The organism is Arthrobacter sp. UYP4, assembly GCF_057291175.1.
Genome location: NZ_JBXAVU010000002.1, coordinates 758740 through 776320 on the forward strand (window position 1 = coordinate 758740; position 17581 = coordinate 776320).

The 17581-nt window shown below is 70.1% G+C and carries 18 protein-coding genes; 10 read left to right on the forward strand and 8 right to left on the reverse strand.

Going from position 1 to position 17581, the window contains the following annotated elements; translation table 11 throughout:
- The first annotated feature begins 34 nt into the window (after window positions 1-34).
- From AC0Z9V_RS12135 to AC0Z9V_RS12145, 3 genes are all read left to right on the forward strand, one after another.
- Complete coding sequence (locus AC0Z9V_RS12135; protein WP_133083159.1) at window positions 35-745, forward strand: response regulator transcription factor; 711 nt, start codon at window positions 35-37, stop codon at window positions 743-745.
- Between the two features lie 10 nt (window positions 746-755).
- A complete protein-coding gene (locus AC0Z9V_RS12140) occupies window positions 756-2318 on the forward strand; it encodes a sensor histidine kinase (protein WP_485141660.1) in 1563 nt (520 codons plus the stop codon).
- A gap of 62 nt (window positions 2319-2380) precedes the next feature.
- Window positions 2381-2671 (forward strand): WXG100 family type VII secretion target, encoded by a 291-nt coding sequence (locus AC0Z9V_RS12145; RefSeq protein WP_485141661.1) that lies wholly within the window; start codon window positions 2381-2383, stop codon window positions 2669-2671.
- A 135-nt stretch (window positions 2672-2806) separates the two neighbouring features.
- On the opposite strand, the gene groL is transcribed toward AC0Z9V_RS12145, so the two are convergent.
- Window positions 2807-4441, reverse strand: a complete 1635-nt coding sequence (gene groL / locus AC0Z9V_RS12150; protein WP_133083157.1) for a chaperonin GroEL — start codon at window positions 4439-4441, stop codon at window positions 2807-2809.
- Window positions 4442-4779: 338 nt separating this feature from the next.
- Between groL and AC0Z9V_RS12155 the strand changes: the two genes are divergently transcribed.
- Entirely contained in the window at window positions 4780-5448 is a 669-nt protein-coding gene (locus AC0Z9V_RS12155; protein WP_485141662.1) for a TM2 domain-containing protein, read from the forward strand.
- Between the two features lie 21 nt (window positions 5449-5469).
- On the opposite strand, the gene AC0Z9V_RS12160 is transcribed toward AC0Z9V_RS12155, so the two are convergent.
- Both AC0Z9V_RS12160 and AC0Z9V_RS12165 read right to left on the reverse strand, forming a co-directional pair.
- Window positions 5470-6084: a LytR C-terminal domain-containing protein gene (locus AC0Z9V_RS12160; protein ID WP_485141663.1), complete on the reverse strand. Its 615-nt coding sequence runs from the start codon at window positions 6082-6084 to the stop codon at window positions 5470-5472.
- A 42-nt stretch (window positions 6085-6126) separates the two neighbouring features.
- A complete protein-coding gene (locus AC0Z9V_RS12165; RefSeq protein ID WP_244186284.1) occupies window positions 6127-6420 on the reverse strand; it encodes a DUF3263 domain-containing protein in 294 nt (97 codons plus the stop codon).
- A 122-nt stretch (window positions 6421-6542) separates the two neighbouring features.
- Here AC0Z9V_RS12165 and AC0Z9V_RS12170 point away from each other — a divergent pair, with 122 nt between their 5' ends.
- Window positions 6543-7391: a uracil-DNA glycosylase gene (locus tag AC0Z9V_RS12170; RefSeq protein ID WP_485141664.1), complete on the forward strand. Its 849-nt coding sequence runs from the start codon at window positions 6543-6545 to the stop codon at window positions 7389-7391.
- Here the strand turns inward: AC0Z9V_RS12170 and AC0Z9V_RS12175 are convergent.
- The 3 genes from AC0Z9V_RS12175 to AC0Z9V_RS12185 are packed head-to-tail and all read right to left on the reverse strand — an operon-like array spanning window position 7388 to window position 11249.
- Complete coding sequence (locus AC0Z9V_RS12175) at window positions 7388-9082, reverse strand: threonine/serine exporter family protein (protein WP_485141665.1); 1695 nt, start codon at window positions 9080-9082, stop codon at window positions 7388-7390. The genes AC0Z9V_RS12170 and AC0Z9V_RS12175 overlap by 4 nt on opposite strands.
- Before the next feature lie 50 nt (window positions 9083-9132).
- On the reverse strand, window positions 9133-10206 hold the full coding sequence (locus AC0Z9V_RS12180; protein ID WP_208739906.1) for a lipid II:glycine glycyltransferase FemX: 1074 nt from the start codon (window positions 10204-10206) through the stop codon (window positions 9133-9135).
- A 2-nt stretch (window positions 10207-10208) separates the two neighbouring features.
- A complete protein-coding gene (locus AC0Z9V_RS12185) occupies window positions 10209-11249 on the reverse strand; it encodes a lipid II:glycine glycyltransferase FemX (protein WP_485141666.1) in 1041 nt (346 codons plus the stop codon).
- Window positions 11250-11362: 113 nt separating this feature from the next.
- On the opposite strand from AC0Z9V_RS12185, the gene AC0Z9V_RS12190 reads away from it, so the two are divergent.
- The 3 genes from AC0Z9V_RS12190 to AC0Z9V_RS12200 all read left to right on the forward strand — a co-directional run bounded on the left by AC0Z9V_RS12190 (window position 11363) and on the right by AC0Z9V_RS12200 (window position 13807).
- Entirely contained in the window at window positions 11363-12367 is a 1005-nt protein-coding gene (locus tag AC0Z9V_RS12190; protein WP_485141667.1) for an aldo/keto reductase family protein, read from the forward strand.
- A 20-nt stretch (window positions 12368-12387) separates the two neighbouring features.
- Window positions 12388-13233, forward strand: coding sequence for an NAD-dependent epimerase/dehydratase family protein (locus AC0Z9V_RS12195; protein ID WP_208741843.1), 846 nt, complete (start codon window positions 12388-12390; stop codon window positions 13231-13233).
- 106 nt (window positions 13234-13339) lie between these two features.
- Window positions 13340-13807, forward strand: a complete 468-nt coding sequence (locus tag AC0Z9V_RS12200; RefSeq protein WP_133083148.1) for a hypothetical protein — start codon at window positions 13340-13342, stop codon at window positions 13805-13807.
- Between the two features lie 39 nt (window positions 13808-13846).
- Here the strand turns inward: AC0Z9V_RS12200 and AC0Z9V_RS12205 are convergent, their stop codons facing one another.
- Window positions 13847-15340 carry an MFS transporter gene (locus tag AC0Z9V_RS12205; protein WP_485141668.1) on the reverse strand — a complete coding sequence of 498 codons (1494 nt, stop codon included), beginning with the start codon at window positions 15338-15340 and terminating at the stop codon, window positions 13847-13849.
- 174 nt (window positions 15341-15514) lie between these two features.
- Between AC0Z9V_RS12205 and AC0Z9V_RS12210 the strand changes: the two genes are divergently transcribed.
- The gene (locus tag AC0Z9V_RS12210) at window positions 15515-16606 is read left to right on the forward strand and encodes an alkene reductase (protein WP_459267350.1); all 1092 of its coding nucleotides are present in this window, start codon (window positions 15515-15517) and stop codon (window positions 16604-16606) included.
- Between the two features lie 28 nt (window positions 16607-16634).
- Here AC0Z9V_RS12210 and AC0Z9V_RS12215 read toward each other — a convergent pair whose 3' ends face one another.
- Window positions 16635-17153 carry a hypothetical protein gene (locus tag AC0Z9V_RS12215; RefSeq protein ID WP_485141669.1) on the reverse strand — a complete coding sequence of 173 codons (519 nt, stop codon included), beginning with the start codon at window positions 17151-17153 and terminating at the stop codon, window positions 16635-16637.
- A 126-nt stretch (window positions 17154-17279) separates the two neighbouring features.
- Between AC0Z9V_RS12215 and AC0Z9V_RS12220 the strand changes: the two genes are divergently transcribed.
- The gene (locus tag AC0Z9V_RS12220) at window positions 17280-17429 is read left to right on the forward strand and encodes a hypothetical protein (RefSeq protein WP_208740118.1); all 150 of its coding nucleotides are present in this window, start codon (window positions 17280-17282) and stop codon (window positions 17427-17429) included.
- The last annotated feature ends 152 nt before the right edge of the window (window positions 17430-17581 follow it).

Here is a 17581-nt window from a genome sequence, read left to right on the forward strand (position 1 = left end):
GACAACTCACAGACAACGCGCGGATACTGGTGCCGTGAAGAAAACGGGCCCCGAAGCGAAACTGCTGGTCGTCGACGACGAACCGAACATCCGCGAACTCCTGTCGACATCGTTGCGGTTCGCCGGCTTCGACGTCGTCGCCGCCGGCAACGGACGCGACGCCCTCGCGGCGGCCGAGACGCACAACCCGGATCTCGCCGTCCTGGACGTCATGCTCCCCGACATGGACGGATTCACCGTCACCCGCCGGCTGCGCGCCGCCGGCCGGCACTTCCCCGTCGTCTTCCTGACGGCGCGGGACGACACGGATGACAAGGTCACCGGCCTGACGGTCGGCGGGGACGACTACGTCACCAAACCGTTCAGCCTCGACGAGGTGGTCGCGCGCATCCGCGCCGTCCTGCGACGCACCCACCCGCTCGAGGACGACGACGCCGTGATCCGCGTCGACGACCTCGAGCTCGACGACGACGCGCACGAGGTCCGGCGCGGCGGCGAGGTCATCGACCTCTCCCCCACCGAGTTCAAGCTGCTGCGCTACCTCATGATGAACCCGAACCGCGTCCTGTCGAAGGCACAGATCCTCGACCACGTGTGGGAGTACGACTTCAACGGGGACGCGTCCATCGTCGAGTCCTACATCTCGTACCTGCGCCGCAAGATCGACAGGAACCCGGATGCCGTGGCCCTGATCCAGACCAAGCGCGGCGTGGGCTACCTGCTCCGGACCGCCGACAAGCGGTAGCGCCGCCCCCTTGGTCAAGCGTTGGAGTGCGGCGTCCCTCCGCTCGCAGCTCGTCGCGATCATCATGCTCCTCATGATCGTCACGGTGGGCATCACGGGCCTGGCGACCGTGTCCCTCCTGCGCGAAGGACTCGTGGACCGGGTCGACGCCGACATCCTGGCCAACGCGAAGGTCGTCTCGGAGACCATCTATTCCGAGGTACCCGCCGATGACGGGACCGTCCTGCGGTACTACGCGGCGATCCTCGACCGGGACTCCACCATCCTCGCCGAGAACCAGTCCTCCGACGCGGCGGACGTGCCCGACCTCGGGGACCTCACGCCCGAGCGGATCGCGGACCTCGAAGGATCCGGCCTCGACGTGCCGGGGACGGACCCGGCGAGCCAGGGGTGGCGTGTCCGCGTCTTCCCGTTCACCAACGGCGAGGGCTACCTGGCCATCGCCTCACGGCTCAACACGGTCAACGAATCCCTGCAGGAATCGACCGAGATCATCTTCACGTCGGGACTGGTGACCACCGCCCTCGCGTCCCTCATCGCCTTCGTCACGGTCACCCGGCAGTTCGCACCGCTGGCCAGGGTCGAGCGGACCGCCGCCGCCATCGCAGCCGGCGACCTCTCCCGCCGCGTCGCCGTCGAACGTCCCGCCACCGAGATCGGCCGGCTGTCGCGATCGCTCAACGCCATGCTCGCGCACATCGAGCGCGCCTTCGCGGCGAGGACCGCGTCGGAGACGAAGATGCGCCGTTTCGTGGCGGACGCCTCCCATGAGCTCCGCACGCCGCTCGTGACCATCCGTGGCTACTCGGAGCTCTATCGGCACGGAGCACTCCAGAAGGACGAGGACGTGGCCGCGGCGATGGGCCGGATCGAGAGCGAGGCCATCCGCATGGGCCAGCTCGTCGAGGATCTCCTCACGCTCGCCCGGATCGACGAGCAGCGCCCCCTCGAGGTGAGACCCGTGGACCTCATGGTGCTCGCGCACGATGCCGCCTTCGACGCACGGGCGACCGCCCCCGACCGGTCAGTCACGGTGATCGGGCTCGACGGCGGGGCGCCACGCTCCGCGCCCTCGAGGGGTGACGAGGCACGCCTGCGCCAGGTGGTCGCCAACCTGATGACCAACGCGCTCCGCTACACGCCGGAGGGATCCCCGATCGAGCTCGCCGTCGGCGTCGCGCCGGTCCTGCACGGGCACAGTGACTCCGTCCTGGAGGTGCGCGACCACGGGCCCGGCATCTCCGAGGAGGACGCCGCCAAGGTCTTCGAGCGTTTCTACCGGGCGGACAGCTCCCGGCACCGGGAGACCGGCGGCACGGGGCTCGGCCTCGCCATCGTCGCCGCGCTCGTCGCGCAGCACGACGGCACCGTTCGGCTGGACGAGACGCCCGGCGGTGGGGCCACCCTGTCCATCCGGCTCCCGCACCTCCCGGCGGACGACGGGTCGGAGGACGCAGCGCCCGAGGAGGACTCCCCGGGGTCCGGCCAGGACCACGCCTACTCGAACGGCATCATCCCTCCACGGGCCCCCTCGACCAGGCCGGTTGTCCACAAGGGCAACGACGCCGGCTGACCACCCCGTACCGTGCCCTAGCGTCGGATCGTCAACGGAACGCGAGCACACGGGAGCACACCATGCCATTCTTCAACGTGGACACCGACGGCCTGGCGGCGAAGAGCAGCCAGGTGCAGGGCACCATCTCGAGGCTGCAGGCGGAGGTGAACTCGATGCAGGCGGGGCTACGCGAACTCGAGGGGATCTGGACAGGCCAGGCGGCCAGCAATTTCCAGCAGCTCGTCCTGCAGTGGCGTGCGACCCAGCAGCAGGTCGAGGAATCCCTGGCCGGCATCAACGCGGCGCTCTCCCTCGCGACCCGGCAGTACGCCGACGCCGAGCAGGACAACGCCCGCATGTTCCTGGGCTGACGCCTCGCCGCCTGCGCCGGGCCACCACGGCTGTCCGGGGCCATCCGTCCGTGCCTCGGACGACGAAAGGGTGGCACCCCCCTCGGGAGTGCCACCCTTCTCGTTCGGGCGTGCGCGGTGGAGCGCCGGCGGGGGCTAGAAGCCGCCCATCCCGCCCATGCCACCCATGTCGTCGCCGCCGCCGGCAGGAGCTGCCTTCTCCGGCTTGTCGGCCACGACGGCCTCGGTGGTGAGGAACAGGCCGGCGATCGACGCTGCGTTCTGCAGGGCCGAGCGCGTGACCTTCACGGGGTCGTTGACGCCTGCGGCGAGGAGGTCCTCGTACACGCCGGTAGCAGCGTTCAGGCCGTGGCCGGCGGGCAGTCCGCGGACCTTGTCGACGACGACGCCGGGCTCGAGGCCGGCATTGAAGGCGATCTGCTTGAGCGGTGCGTCGATCGCGACGCGGACGATGTTCGCGCCCGTCGCCTCGTCACCCGAGAGTTCCAGGTTGGCGAACGCCTTGGCTCCGGCCTGGATGAGGGCCACGCCACCACCGGCGACGATGCCTTCCTCGACGGCTGCCTTCGCGTTGCGGACGGCGTCCTCGATGCGGTGCTTGCGCTCCTTGAGCTCGACCTCCGTGGCGGCACCGGCCTTGATGACTGCAACGCCACCGGCCAGCTTGGCCAGGCGCTCCTGTAGCTTCTCGCGGTCGTAGTCGGAATCGGAGTTCTCGATCTCGGCGCGGATCTGGGCCACGCGACCGGCGATGGCGTCGGCGTCGCCGGCTCCCTCGACGATCGTGGTCTCGTCCTTGGTCACGACGACCTTGCGGGCGGTACCCAGCAGGTCGAGGGTGGCGGTCTCGAGCTTGAGGCCGACCTCCTCGGCGATGACCTGGCCACCGGTGAGGATGGCGATGTCGGCGAGCTGGGCCTTGCGGCGGTCACCGAAGCCGGGGGCCTTGACGGCCACGGACTTGAAGGTGCCGCGGATCTTGTTGACCACGAGGGTCGCGAGGGCTTCGCCTTCGATGTCCTCGGCGATGATCAGCAGCGGCTTACCGGACTGCATGACCTTCTCGAGGACGGCGACGAGGTCCTTCACGTTGCTGATCTTCGAGTTGACGATCAGGATGTAGGGATCCTCGAGGACCGTCTCCTGGCGCTCGGCGTCGGTGACGAAGTAGCCCGAGATGTAGCCCTTGTCGAAGCGCATACCCTCGGTGAGTTCCAGTTCGAGGCCGAAGGTGTTCGACTCCTCGACGGTGATGACGCCTTCCTTGCCCACCTTGTCGAGGGCCTCGGCGATCAGGTCACCGATCTGCTTGTCCCCGGCGGAGATGGAGGCCGTGGCAGCGATCTGCTCCTTGGTCTCGATCTCCTTCGCGGAAGCGAGCAGCTCGTCGGTGACGGCCTTGACGGCCTTCTCGATGCCGCGCTTGAGGCTCAGGGGGTCGGCGCCGGCCGCGACGTTGCGCAGGCCTTCCTTGACGAGGGCCTGGGCGAGCACGGTGGCGGTGGTGGTTCCGTCGCCTGCGACGTCGTCCGTCTTCTTGGCGACCTCCTTGACGAGTTCGGCGCCGATCTTCTCGAACGGGTCGTCGAGCTCGATCTCCTTGGCGATGGACACGCCGTCGTTCGTGATGGTGGGGGCGCCCCACTTCTTCTCGAGCACGACGTTGCGGCCACGGGGGCCGAGCGTCACCTTGACGGCGTCAGCGAGGATGTTCAGACCCCGCTCGAGGCCGCGGCGGGCCTCTTCATCAAAAGAAATGATCTTGGCCATAACGGCTTAGGTCCTTTCGGGACGGTTGCATTTCAGCACATGAATGCTTGCCTGCGTGTGGTGCCCGCGACGGCCGGGCAGCGCCTGAACGATCTCTTTCACGCTCGAAGCCCCACCCCCACCACAGAGGTTTGCCTGCTTCACCCACCACGCGCAGTCTTAGCAGTCTGCGCGCGCGAGTGCTAACTCAATAATTAGCACTCCCACCGTGCGAGTGCAACCTGCCCGAGCCCTCCGCACCCCCTTGCAGGACGGCTGGAGTACGGCACCGCCGCACGCCATAGCGCGGATTCCGCCGAGGGCATAGATTGGGCGCACACCAACCAACGGGAGGCACAGTGTCCACGCCAGCAAGCGGTCCTGACTCCGGGAAGCCCGACGAGCGCGGCACCCCGAACCCCGACGGCGGCGGCCCCCTCGGCCCTGGTCCAGCGCCCCACCGTGTGCCCGACGGCGAGCAGCCGTTCCCGGAGGGGCAGGCATCCTTCCCGCAGCAGCCGTCCGGCCAGGACCCCCGCCAGCCGGGAACGTATGCGCAGGGGCCCTCCGGTCCGAACCAGTACGCGCAGGACCCGTACGCCCAGGCGCCGTACCCCCAGGCCGGCCCTCCTTCCGGTGGCTACGGCGGGCCAGGCCCGGGCCAGGACCCTTACGCTTCCGGCGGCTACGGCCGGCCCGGTCCGTCCCAGGGGCCCTACGCGCAGGGCGGCTACCTGCAGGGCGGCTACGGCCAGGGGCCCTACGGACAGCCGTACGGTCCGCAGAAGTCACGGGTGATCGCCGGGGTCCTGGGGATCCTGCTCGGGTCGCTCGGCGTCCACAGGTTCTATCTCGGCTACACGACGATCGGCGTCGTCCTGGTCCTCATGTCGACCGTCGGGGCGGTCTTCACCTTCGGGCTGAGCGCCATCGCGGCGGGCATCTGGGGCCTCGTCGAGGGCATCCTGATCCTCGTCGGATCCGGGCAGTTCCGGCGGGACGCTCAGGGTATCCCCCTCAAGGACTGATGGCTCCGGCCCTGCAGCGGATCACTGGAATTCGGGTCCGAGGACCACGGAGATGTCGGGCGAGACCGACGGGGTGTCGACCAGGTCGGTGATCCCGAGGTCCGCGGCCACCGCCTCGGCGTCGGACCGTTGGGCCTCACCGTTGTAGAAGACCACCGAGGAGTCGACCGGGGCTCCGGCCCAGTTCCCCGGGATCGCCGAGGTCCAGCCCTCGGCGGCGAGCCTCCCGGCCGCCACGGAAGCGAGTCCCGGAGCCCCCGTGGCGTTGAGCACGTTCACGGTCTGTGCCCGGTCGGTCCCGTCGGTCGCTTCCGCATCCGGGGACGCACCCGCGTCCGGTTCGTCCGTCGCCCCGTCCTCGGGATCGTCCGAGGCGCTCCCCGTCGGCGCCGCCGTCGCGTCGGCAGCCCCGCTCGTGGCCGGCGCCGGACCCGACGCCGCGTCCGATCCCCCCGGGAAGCCGAGCCGGGGAAGGATGAAATAGGCGCCGAGACCGATCAGCAGCGCCAGGACCCCCACGGTGATCTTGAGGGCCAGCCCGCTCGAGCCGGCCGGCACCAACCTCTCCCGGTGGACACCCTGCCGCGCGGAAGCCTCGGGGACGGCGTCGAACTCGTCCCGCGGGTGGTCAGTCATGGAAGAGGAGGGTCCTTCGCTCGTCGAGTGTCGCGGGCAGTACTAGATGTCCGCGCCGAGGCGGCGTGCGGACCGTGCCTTCTGGCGGGTGGACCGCAGTCGACGCAACCGCTTCACGAGCATGGGGTCGTGCGCGAGCGCGGCCTCCGTGTCGATCAGGGCGTTGAGCGCCTGGTAGTAGTGCGTGGCAGACAGGTTGAACAGGTCGCGGATGGCCTGCTCCTTCGCGCCGGAGTACTTCCACCACTCGCGCTCAAGCGCCAGCATGCGCTGCTCGCGGTCTCCCAGGGCCAGCCTGGCCTCCTGCCCGGAGGGGGAGTCGTCCGGCTGCCGCATCGGCTCCGCCATGTCCACTACCACCTTCCGTTCCCTCGCACGACCGTCTTTCCATGGTAGTAGGGAATTACACGTGTGTCATTCGGGGAGTGCGTCCCCGAGAGCCGGGCGAGAATGGGTCCATGACGCACGACGACGACGCGCTCTTCGACCTGCCCGACACTCCTTCCGATGCGGGGCCGTCCCGCGCGGCGGGCTCCGGTAACCCGGGACCGTCGCCGAACGCATCGGTCTTCCCGTTCGCGGCGCCCGCCGGCATCGCGGACCTCGTGCCGGCCGATTGGGCGTCAGCGCTCGCGCCCGTCGAACCGGTCCTCCACCGGCTGGCCGAAGCCCTTGCGGCGGACCTCGACCGCGGGCTGCGCGTGCTGCCCGATGCGCCCTCCATCCTCCGGGCGTTCTCCACGCCGCTGGACAGCGTGCGCGTCGTCATCGTCGGGCAGGACCCGTACCCGACCGTCGGCCACGCCGTGGGCCTGAGCTTCGCCGTCGATCCCGCGACGCGTCCCATCCCCCGCAGCCTCGCGAACATCTACCGTGAACTGGCCTCGGACACCGGCACCGCTCCGCCTGCGACCGGTGACCTGTCGGGGTGGGCCGAGCAGGGCGTCCTGCTCCTCAACCGGGTGCTGACGGTGCGTGCCGGCGAGACCGCCTCGCACCGCGGGCTCGGCTGGGAGCACGTGACGGACGCGGCGATACGGGCCCTCGTGGCCCGCGGCGGTCCGCTCGTGGCCATCCTCTGGGGCAAGGACGCGCTCCGCCTGAAGCCGCTGCTCGGGCCGACGCCAACCGTGGAGTCCGCGCACCCCAGCCCGCTGTCGGCGTCCCGGGGGTTCTTCGGCTCACGGCCGTTCAGCCGCGTCAACGAGCTCCTCGCCCAGCAGGGCGCCGCGCCGATCGAGTGGTCCCGGACCGCGGCCAGCGGCGGGTCGGATCGGGATGCGCCCACACCGGGAGTGGACGGCTAGCGCCGCCGGTTCCGCTGGCGCTCGTTCGAGCTGAGCTTGCGGGTGAAGGGCCTGGCCAGGTTGTCGCCGAGGACGACACCCGCGGCGATCGCCAGCACGACGGTCAGCGCGTTGAAGAGTCCGAGGGCGCCGTCGGACACCACCTCGGAGTCGATGGTCAGCATGTACATGGAGCGGAAGATGGTCAGCCCCGGGTACAGGAAGAGGACGGCGGGTACGGCGACGACGAGCTGCGGGGCGCCCAGGCGGAGCGCGACGACGCGGGAGAGGGCGCCGATGAGGATGGCGGCGAGGGCCGGTGCGAGGCGGTAGCCCGCGCCGGCGGTCATCGCGCTGATCATCAGGAGGTACCCCGCGACGGCGACGAGCGACGTCGGTATCACGAGCTTCACGTCGGTCTGCTCGGCGATGCAGATCATGGCCACCGCGATGAAGGTGAGCACCGCGACCACGGGCCACGGGTACTGGCTGCCCGACGAGTCGAGGACCTCGAGCTCGGGGATGCCGAGCGCGGTGCCCGCCACGAGGGCGACGGCGATGCCCGCCACCAGCGCGGCGAAGACGAGGATCGCCGAGAGGAACCGGCCCGCGGCCGTGACCGGGAAGCCGTTGATCGCGTCCTGCGTCGCGGAGACGAGCCTGCCCGTGGGCAGCAGCAGGAGGATCCCGCCCACCACCACGAGCGCCGGGGCGATCGGCACCTCGAGCCACCAGAACAGCATCGCGATCAGGGTCACCAGCGCGGCGGAGGTGGCCACGGCGAAGAACTCCGGGACGCGCCATTCGCCGAGCTTGCGGCTGACCAGGTCCACGAGGATGCAGCTGATGAAGCCGATCAGCGATCCGAGCAGGGTCCCGCCGACGAAGGCCACGATGGCCGCCGAGAAGATACCGAAGGCCGCCGTCACCATCCAGCGTGGGAACGGCTTGGGCCGGTGCGTGATCTCGTCGAGTCGGTGGGCGGCCTCCGTCCGGGAGACGCCACCGTCGGCGATGTCGGACACGAGACGGTGGATGGCCGTGAGGCCCGCGTAGTTGTTCGTCCAGGAGCGGACCACCCGCAGGACCGTCGTCGGCGTCTGGTCCCGCGCCGAGTAGTTGATGACCACCGACTGGTTGGTGATGTCCACCTCGATGGAGTCGAGGCCGAAAGCCGCGGTGACCGCGATGATGCTCGTCTCGACCTCCAGGGCACCCGCCCCGTAGCGGAACATGGTCTCGGCCAGGTTGAGCGCGAAGTCGAGGGCCTTGCGGGCACTGGCGTCGGGGCCGCCCGCCTGGATCATCGGATTCGCGTAGGGACTGCCGGCCAGGCGCTCGACGATGCTCATCGCCTGCGTGGGCGGGGCCTCGCCCTGCACCAGGCGTCGGAGCATGCTCCGGGCGGCGGCATTGGACCGGACCGACGGCGGCACGCTCTGCGGTGTCGTGGGCAGCGCGTCCGCGGGCCTCGTGACCTGCTGCCGCTGGCGGCCCTGGCGTTGGGGCCTCGGTTCCGCGGGGCGCCTGGACGGCGTGGGGCCGCCCCTCGGCGGCTTCCTGCCACTGCCCCTGCCGGCGGCGAGCTTGTTCTTCTCGTCGTCGCTCGGGTCGAAGGGCCGCCGGATGACGGGGAGAGCCTCGGCGACCGGCGACGGGTTGGTGGCGGGCGATGACCCCTCGCGGGGGTCGTCGCGCGAGCCGTCAGTCATGGGGGGAACCTCACAATCGTCCCTCGGGACGGTCGGTGGCCTGGGAAGGCCTAGTAGAAGGGCTGCCGGTGACGGCGCCAATGGATCTGCCGTGCCACGCGCTCGCCCACCGCATGCCACACACGATACGTGCGGGGGCGGACGACGGCGTCGTAGCATCCTGCGAAGTCCGTCACAGTCTTCGTGAAGCTCGTCTTGAACATCCCGAGGCCGTACTGCGGATGGTCCTTGTCCTTCAGCCGATCGGCCGGCGGAGTGCCGCAGAAATCGTATTCGCGGGCTCCGAGCCGCTTCATGTCGAGGATCGCCTCCCACTGGACGAGGTGCGAATCGCCGTACTGGTTGCGCTTGGGCAGCGAGCCGCCGTCCTTGTACGTGGCCTTCCGGCCGTAGAGGATCACGAAGGCGCCCACCGACGGCTTGCCGTCCTCGTACACGAAGTAGAAGCGGCCCATCCCGGCGTCCACGAACTCCTGCCAGAACCCCCGGTAGTACTCGTAGGGGCGTGGAACGGCGGACAGCCGGCCCTGCTGAGCCTGTCCCATGAGGGCGTACATGGTCCGGTAGGTGTCCTCGCCGGCCTCGACGGGCTGGGCACGGACGCCGTCGCGGATGGCACGGCGGACGGCGTTGCGGCCCCGGGAGGAGAGGTTCCTCAGGAGCTGGTTCTCGTCCGGTGTGAGGTCGAGGATCGCCGTGCTGTCGTTGGCCTGGATGTTGAAGGTCTTCACGAGCCCCGCTCCGGCGAAGAGGGCGCGCAATTCCTCGGTGTCGGGGAAGTCGGGCTCGATCTTCACGGCGAAGACCCGCCCCGGCCGGCGCCTCGCGTGGGCGACGACGGCGTCGACGAACGGGGGGACATCCTCCGGACGGGCCGTGTCGGGGCCCTTGATGAGGTACCACAGCGCGCCGAGCACGGGGATGCTGCGCTGGTAGGCGATCACGTAGCTCGTGTAGTCCTGCGATTCGACGGCGAGGTGGATAGGCTGCCAGCCCTGGCGCACCTTCACACGGCTGAAGGGACCGGACTGGAGCACGTTACCGCCGAGCGGGTTGGCCGGGACGAGCTCGTCCCAGCGCGCCACCTCGTCGGCGGTGGCTGCGCGTGCCGTGAAGGGCGCCATCCTCAGTACCAGCTTTCGTGGTGTCGCATCCGGTGGACCTTCAGGGCGGCCCGCTCCCCGATCCTCAGCCAGGCCCTGTGCTGCAGTGGATTCACGGGCAGGTCGAACGTCCCCACGAAGTCCGTGATCGCCGGGTTGAACCCCGTCTTGAACATGCCGATGCCGTAGTGCTCGTGGTCCTTGTTCTTCGCCTCGCTGGACGGCGGTGCTCCACAGAGGTCGTACTCCGTGACACCCCGGGCCTTGAGCCATTCGATGGCGGCCACCTCGAGGAGGGCGCTGGCACCGCGGACCGTGCGCTTGCGGGTGCTCGCGGCGTCCTTGCGGCTGGCCTTGGCGCCGAGGACCATGATGAAGTCGGCCGACACCACCTCGCCGTCGACGAACGCGAACAGGAAGGCTCCTGCCTGCGCGCGTGCGTGGCGCTGCCAGAAACCGGTGTAGTACTCCTCGCTGCGGATGGAGAAACTGCCCTCGGCCGTCTCGGCGAGGAGCCGGTAGAAGATCGTGCAGTTCTCGTCGTCGACCTCCACCACGCGGGTCTCGACGCCGGCCTTGCGGGCCGCGCGGATGTTGTAGCGGGTCTTCGAACCGAACGACGCCTCAATGGCCTCCAGGTCCCCCGAGATGTCGAGGACCACCGTCGACACGTTGGGCTGGACATCGGCGACCCGGACCAGCCCCGCGGCCTCGAGCGCCCCTGCCACGGCGGGGTCGGAGGGGAGCTCGGGGTCGACCTTGACACCGAAGACCCCCTTGCCTGCGGCGAAGGTCCTCAGCCCCGGGAGCAGTGCGACGAGTGCGGCAGCATCCCCGGCCCCGGGTCCCTTCGGTACGTACCAGTAGCGGCCGAGGGGAAGGACGGTCTTCTGCAGCACGGTGAGCGCGACGCCGTCGGCCACCAGGTACACCGGTGCCCACCCGGTCGCTCGCTTCTGCTCGGCGAATTCCCGCCCCTGCATCACGTTCCCGCCGTCCGGATTCTCGCTGATGATGCTGTTCCACCGGGCGATCTCGTCGGGCGTTGCGAAGCGAATGGTCATGATGATCGAGTCTACGGCAGGGCCGGAATCCCCTCCAAAGCAGCGGCGCCAGCCCCTTGATCGTTGCCTGGGTGACCTATCGCTGGAGCGCCCGGCCCGGCTAGCATCGCGATATGGACTTCAGATACCTCGGAAACAGCGGCTTCAAGATCTCGGAAATCACCTACGGCAACTGGCTCACGCACGGCTCGCAGATCGAGAACGACGTCGCGACGCAGTGCGTGCGGGCAGCACTCGACGTCGGCATCACCACCTTCGACACGGCGGACGTGTACGCGAACACGGCGGCCGAGACCGTCCTCGGCGAAGCCCTGAAGGGTGAGCGGCGCCAGTCGCTCGAGATCTTCACGAAGGTCTGGGGGCCCACGGGCCCCAAGGGGCACAACGACGTCGGACTGTCGCGCAAGCACATCATGGAGTCGATCGACGGCTCGCTCCAGCGCCTGCAGACCGACTACGTGGACCTCTACCAGGCACATCGCTACGACCACGAGACGCCCCTCGAGGAGACGATGCAGGCGTTCGCCGACATCGTCCGGCAGGGCAAGGCCCTCTACATCGGCGTCAGCGAGTGGACGGCCCAGCAGATCCGCGACGGTTCCGCCCTCGCGAAGGAGCTCGGCTTCCAGCTGATCTCCAACCAGCCGCAGTACTCCATGCTCTGGCGGGTCATCGAGGGCGAGGTCGTCCCCACGTCGGAGGAACTGGGGCTCTCGCAGATCGTCTGGTCCCCCGTGGCCCAGGGCGTACTGACGGGCAAGTACAAGCCCGGCCGGCAGCCCGAGCAGGGCACCCGCGCCTCGGACGACAAGGGCGGCGCCGACATGATCAAGCGCTGGATGAGCGACGACGTCCTGACCGGCGTGCAGAAGCTCGCACCCATCGCCGACGGCGTGGGCCTCACGATGGCGCAGCTCGCGATCGCGTGGGTGCTGCAGAATCCGAACGTGGCCTCGGCGATCATCGGGGCGTCCCGCCCGGAGCAGGTGGAATCGAACGCCGTCGCCGCCGGGGTGAAGCTCGAGGACGACGTCCTGAAGGCGATCGACGACGCGATCGGCGGCCTCGCGGAGACCGACGTCGCCAAGACCGTCTCCCCCGAGACCCGGCCGGTCTGATGGCGGAGACGACGACGTCGCTGAACGTCGCGGTCACCGGCTCGAGCGGCAAGCTCGGCCGGAGCGTGGTGCGGGGCCTCCGCGATGCGGGCCACAGCGTCCTGGAACTGGACCAGCACGGCGAGCGCGGCCCCGGGTTCCTGCGGATCGACCTGCGGGACTACGGGCAGGTGGTCGACGCGCTCCTCGGGGTGGAGGACCGGCACTCCGGATTCGACGCCGTCGTGCACCTCGGGGCCATCCCGGCGCCGGGGCTTCAGGCGGACGCCGAGACGTTCCACAACAACATGACCGCCACGTACAACGTCTTCCAGGCGTGCCGACGGGCCGGCATCAAGCGGATCGTCTACGCGTCCAGTGAGACCGTGCTCGGGCTGCCCTTCGACACGCCTCCCCCGTATCTCCCCGTGGACGAGGAGTATCCGGCGCGGCCGGAGAGCACCTATTCGCTGGTCAAGCACCTCGAGGAGCAACTGGCCACGGAGCTGGCCCGCTGGGACCCGCACCTGAGCATCACGGCCCTCCGGTTCTCGAACGTGATGGACCCGGAGGACTATGCCGAATTCCCGTCCTTCGACGCGGACCCCACGGCCCGCAAGTGGAACCTGTGGGGGTACATCGACGGCCGCGACGGCGCCCAGGCGGTGCTGAGGGCGCTGGAGCACGCGGCGCCGGGCTTCGACCGCTTCATCATCGCTGCCGCGGACACCGTCATGGACAGGACGAGCGCCGATCTGGCGGCGGAGGTGTTCCCCGGCGTCGAGGTGCTGCGGGAGGTCGGCGGTCACGGGACGCTGCTGTCGATCGACAAGGCCCGCCGCGTTCTGGGCTTCGAACCCCGGCACAGCTGGCGCGACGGAGTCTAGCGGGACACCGCATCGGGTCCGGGCGGCGGAGCCGACTGTCGCCCGGACCGGATCATCAGTAGGCTGATGATCGAAGGATGCGCAGCACCGACGAAAGGCAGAGAAGATGACCGAGAACCTTCCCGATGAGGAACTGACCATCGTGGGCGAGGAGCCCGAGACGCCGAACGATTCGCTCGCTCCCGAGGCCTTCGACCCGGTCCTCGAGGGACAGCCGGACGACTACGAGGGTGCGGCGGAGAACAACCCCGACCGCTGGCAGGAGGACCCCCTCCTGCAGGACGAGCCCGGCACGACCGAGAGCGGCGACGACGAGAACGACTTCGACGAGAACGGCGTCTCCGCGATCGGTGAGGAGGGCTACCTCAGCGACCAGACGCTCCGCGAGGAGACGGCCGAGGCCCGGTACGAGCACGGTGAGGAGCAGTATCCGCCCGAGGAGCCCATGCTCGGCGAGGCAGCGGCGGACGTCGACTTCGGCATGATGGAGGACGACGACGTCGACGCGAGCGACGACCCCGCGAACCGGGGCGGCTCGCCCCTGAGCGCCATGGACGAGCAGGACGTCAAGTAGCGCCTCCTGATGGGCCCCGGGCTGCCACCCGGGGCTTCGTCATGTCCGGGTCCGGCCGCCCTTCCCGTCGTACGCCTGGTGCAGGGCGCCCGGAGCGGCCGGTGTGCCGTCGACCGCACAGTGTGAGGGGTGGTCGGCCTCCGGCACGGCCGGATTCCTGATGGTGACCGCCGCCAGGACGCCACCGAGCACGAGCACCACGGCACCGATGGCGCATGCTGTGCCGAACCCGGCGGAGAAGGCCTCGGGATCGTTGTAGGCGTCCCCGGTCAGGCCCGCAGCGGACGGCAGGACGGCGATCGCGAGGAGCCCCGCAGCGCGGGCCACCGCATTGTTGACACCGGAGGCCAGCCCCGCCTGGCGTTCCGGGACGGCGGACAGGGCCGTCGACGTCAGGGGCGCGACAAGCAGCGACAGCCCGAGACCGAGCACGATCACCGGTGGCAGCACGTCGGCGGCGTAGGACGCCTGCGGGCCGATCCGCAGCATGAGGAGGAGCGATCCGGCGCAGATGAGCGGCCCGAGCGCCATCGGGATCCTCGGACCGATCCGCGCCCCCAAGGCTCCCGCGCGCGGGGACAGCACGAGCATGAGCGCCGTGATGGGGAGCATCGCCGTACCGGATGCGAGGGGACTGAAACCCGCCACGACCTGGAGATGGACGACGAGCAGGAAGAAGACGCCGCCGAACACCGCATAGATCAGGAACGTCACGGCGTTGGCGGCGCTGAACTGCCGGTTCCCGAAGATGGCCGGCGGAAGCATCGGATGGCTGATGCGTGCTTCGACCAGGAGGAAGGCCCCGGCCGCGGCCAGCCCGACGACGCCTGCCCCGAGGACGGCGGGCGCGCCCATGCCCTGCGCGGGCGCCTCGATCAGCGCATAGGTGGTCCCGGCGAGCGCGGTCGCTCCGAGGACCGCGCCCGCGACGTCGAGCCGCCCTTCGACGTCGGTGTCGTGCGACTCCGGGACGTGCTTCAGGGTGATCCAGGCGACGACGACGGCGACCGGGACATTGATGAGGAAGACCCACCGCCACGAGACGGCCTCCACCAGCCAGCCCCCGAGGAAGGGCCCGATGGCGGTGGCGACACCGCCCAGCCCGGACCAGGCACCGATGGCCCTCGCGCGGTCCTCCCCCGAGAACGTCGCCTGGAGGATGGCGAGGCTGCCCGGCGTCAGCAGGGCACCGCCGATCCCCTGGAGCGCCCGCGCCGCGACGAGCAGGCCGGCATCCGGAGCGAGCCCGCACAGCAGCGACGCGGCGGCGAACCAGGCGACACCGACGAGGAAGACGCGCCGCCGCCCGAATCGGTCACCCAGCGAGCCGCCGAGCAGGATGAAGGAGGCGAGCGTCAGGGTGTAGCCCGTGACGATCCACTGCAGGGCCGCGAAATCCGTACCGAGGTCCCGCCCGATGGTCGGCAGTGCCACATTGACGACGGTCGCGTCGATCCCGACGATCCCGGAACCCAGGACGGTGGCGGACAGGACCCAGCGCCCCGACGACGTACCCATCCGGATCCCGCTCATGCACCACCGCCCGTCCACGCCCCGCCGTGCCGCGGGACCACGCACAGTGTGGCACCGTCGCCGGGTCTGCGCCATCGCCCGTCCGCCGGGTGGTGACGCCGACCACAGACGGAATAGCCCCCGGGAGTCCCGGGTTACCGAACAGTAGGATCCCGAACCGGAAAGTAGGAACACATGAAACTGTTCTCCCCCCTCACGCTCGGCACGCTGGAACTCCCCAACCGCGTGGTGATGGCGCCGCTCACGCGCGTCCGTTCGGGGAACGCCGGCATCCCCGGCGACCTCGTCGTGGAGCACTACCGGCAGCGCGCGTCCCTCGGACTCATCGTCAGTGAGGGGACCTACCCCAGCCATGCCGGGCAGGGCTTCCCCGGTCAGCCCGGCCTGGTCGGGGCCGAGCAGCTCGCCGGCTGGAAGCGCGTGACGGACGCGGTGCACGCCGACGGCGGCCGCATCGTGGCACAGGTGATGCACGCGGGGCGCGTGACGCACCCCGACACGAACGGCGGCTACGAGGTCGTGGCTCCGAGCGCCATCGCCATCGAGGGGACGACCCGGACCAGCACGGGGAAGCAGCCCTACCCCGTGCCGCATGCACTCACCACCGAGGAACTCCCGGGCATCATCGGGGAATTCGTCACGGCCTCACGGAAGGCGATCGACGTCGCCGGGTTCGACGGCGTCGAACTGCACGGAGCCAACGGCTACCTGCTGCACGAGTTCCTCTCCCCCGAGTCGAACCGGCGCGAGGACGCCTACGGCGGGTCCGCCGAGAAGCGGGCACAGTTCGTGATCGAACTCGTCACCGCCGTCGCGGCGGAGGTCGGCGCGGAGAAGGTGGGCCTGCGGATCTCGCCCGCCCACAACATCCAGGACGCCCTCGAGACCGAGGCCGCCGATGTCCATGCGACCTACGGGGCACTCGTCGACGCCCTCGCGCCGCTCGGACTCGCCTACCTCAGCGTCCTGCACGCCGAGCCCACGGGTGCTCTCATCCAGGACCTCCGCTCGCGTTTCGGTGGCCCCGTCCTGATCAACAGCGGCTTCGGCGTCATCACCAACCGCGAGGAGGCCATCGCCATCCTCGAGGACGGGGTGGGGGACGCGGTCGTCGTCGGCCGTCCCGCCATCGCGAACCCCGATCTCGCTCGCCGCTGGCAGGAGAACCTGCCGGAGAACGAACCGGACCCGGCGACGTTCTACTCCACCGGCGCCGAGGGCTACACGGACTACCCGTTCTACGACGGTTCCGCCGACGCCAACTGACCACCAGCACCGCCGGAAGGCGCTCCCGTCAAGCGACGGGGGCGCCTTCTTCCGTCGCGGATCCCTGCCGTCGCCGGCGCGCCACGGACTCCGCCCTGCGCGGGTATCGGGCCACGGCCCAGCCCACCAGCAGCGCGGCCGCGAGGTGCGCATGGAGCATCAGCATGACCTCGGGCGAGTGCCCCGGTGCGCCTTCCACCCCTACCGGCGCGTTCCCGTCGTGATGCGGGCCCTGCCCGGGCGCGGGTACCCCCGAGGTGTCCACGGCGCCCGCGAGCCCGCCGAGGAGCCAGTGCAGGAGTTGCTGGGTCACGCCGAGCAGCAGCAGCACCGACCATCCGGGCAGCCGCGCCTGCGCTGCGATGGCGGCGACGAGCACGGCGAGCGCTGCAAGCCCGCAGAGGATCGCCGCGCTCGGCATGGCGCCGCCGGACACCAGGTGGGCGCCGAGGCCCAGGCCCAGTGCGAGCAGGCCGGCCACGGCCGAGCAGGCGATGGCCCTCGGTCGGTCCTGGGGTCGGAGGGCGCTGCCCTTCTCTTCGTGCACCACCCGATCGTAAGCATGCTGACGACGCCGCGTCACGTGCCGGGTACCGGGGTTATGCTCGCGGCGCCCGATCCGTAGACTGACAGTAAGGGGACTTACCTTCCCTGGAACCGAAAGGACGAGTGCATGTCAGAGAATCCCAGCGACGACGACCGCATCCACAACGAGGCCCCCGCCGAGGGCGACACGGACGCGAACCCGGAGGACATCCGGGTGCACCCCGAGGATCCGGCCGAGGGAGCGGACTCCGAGGACCAGTACAGCTCCGGGAAATAGCGACCAGGTCCCGTTCCAGGAGCAGAACGCAGAAGCGGGGGGCCGCGGGGGGGGGGGGGGGGGGGGGGGGGGCCCCCCGGGGGGCCCCCCCCCCCCCCGCCCCCGCGCGCCCCCCACCCCCCCACCCCCCCGGGGCGACGCGACACGCGGAG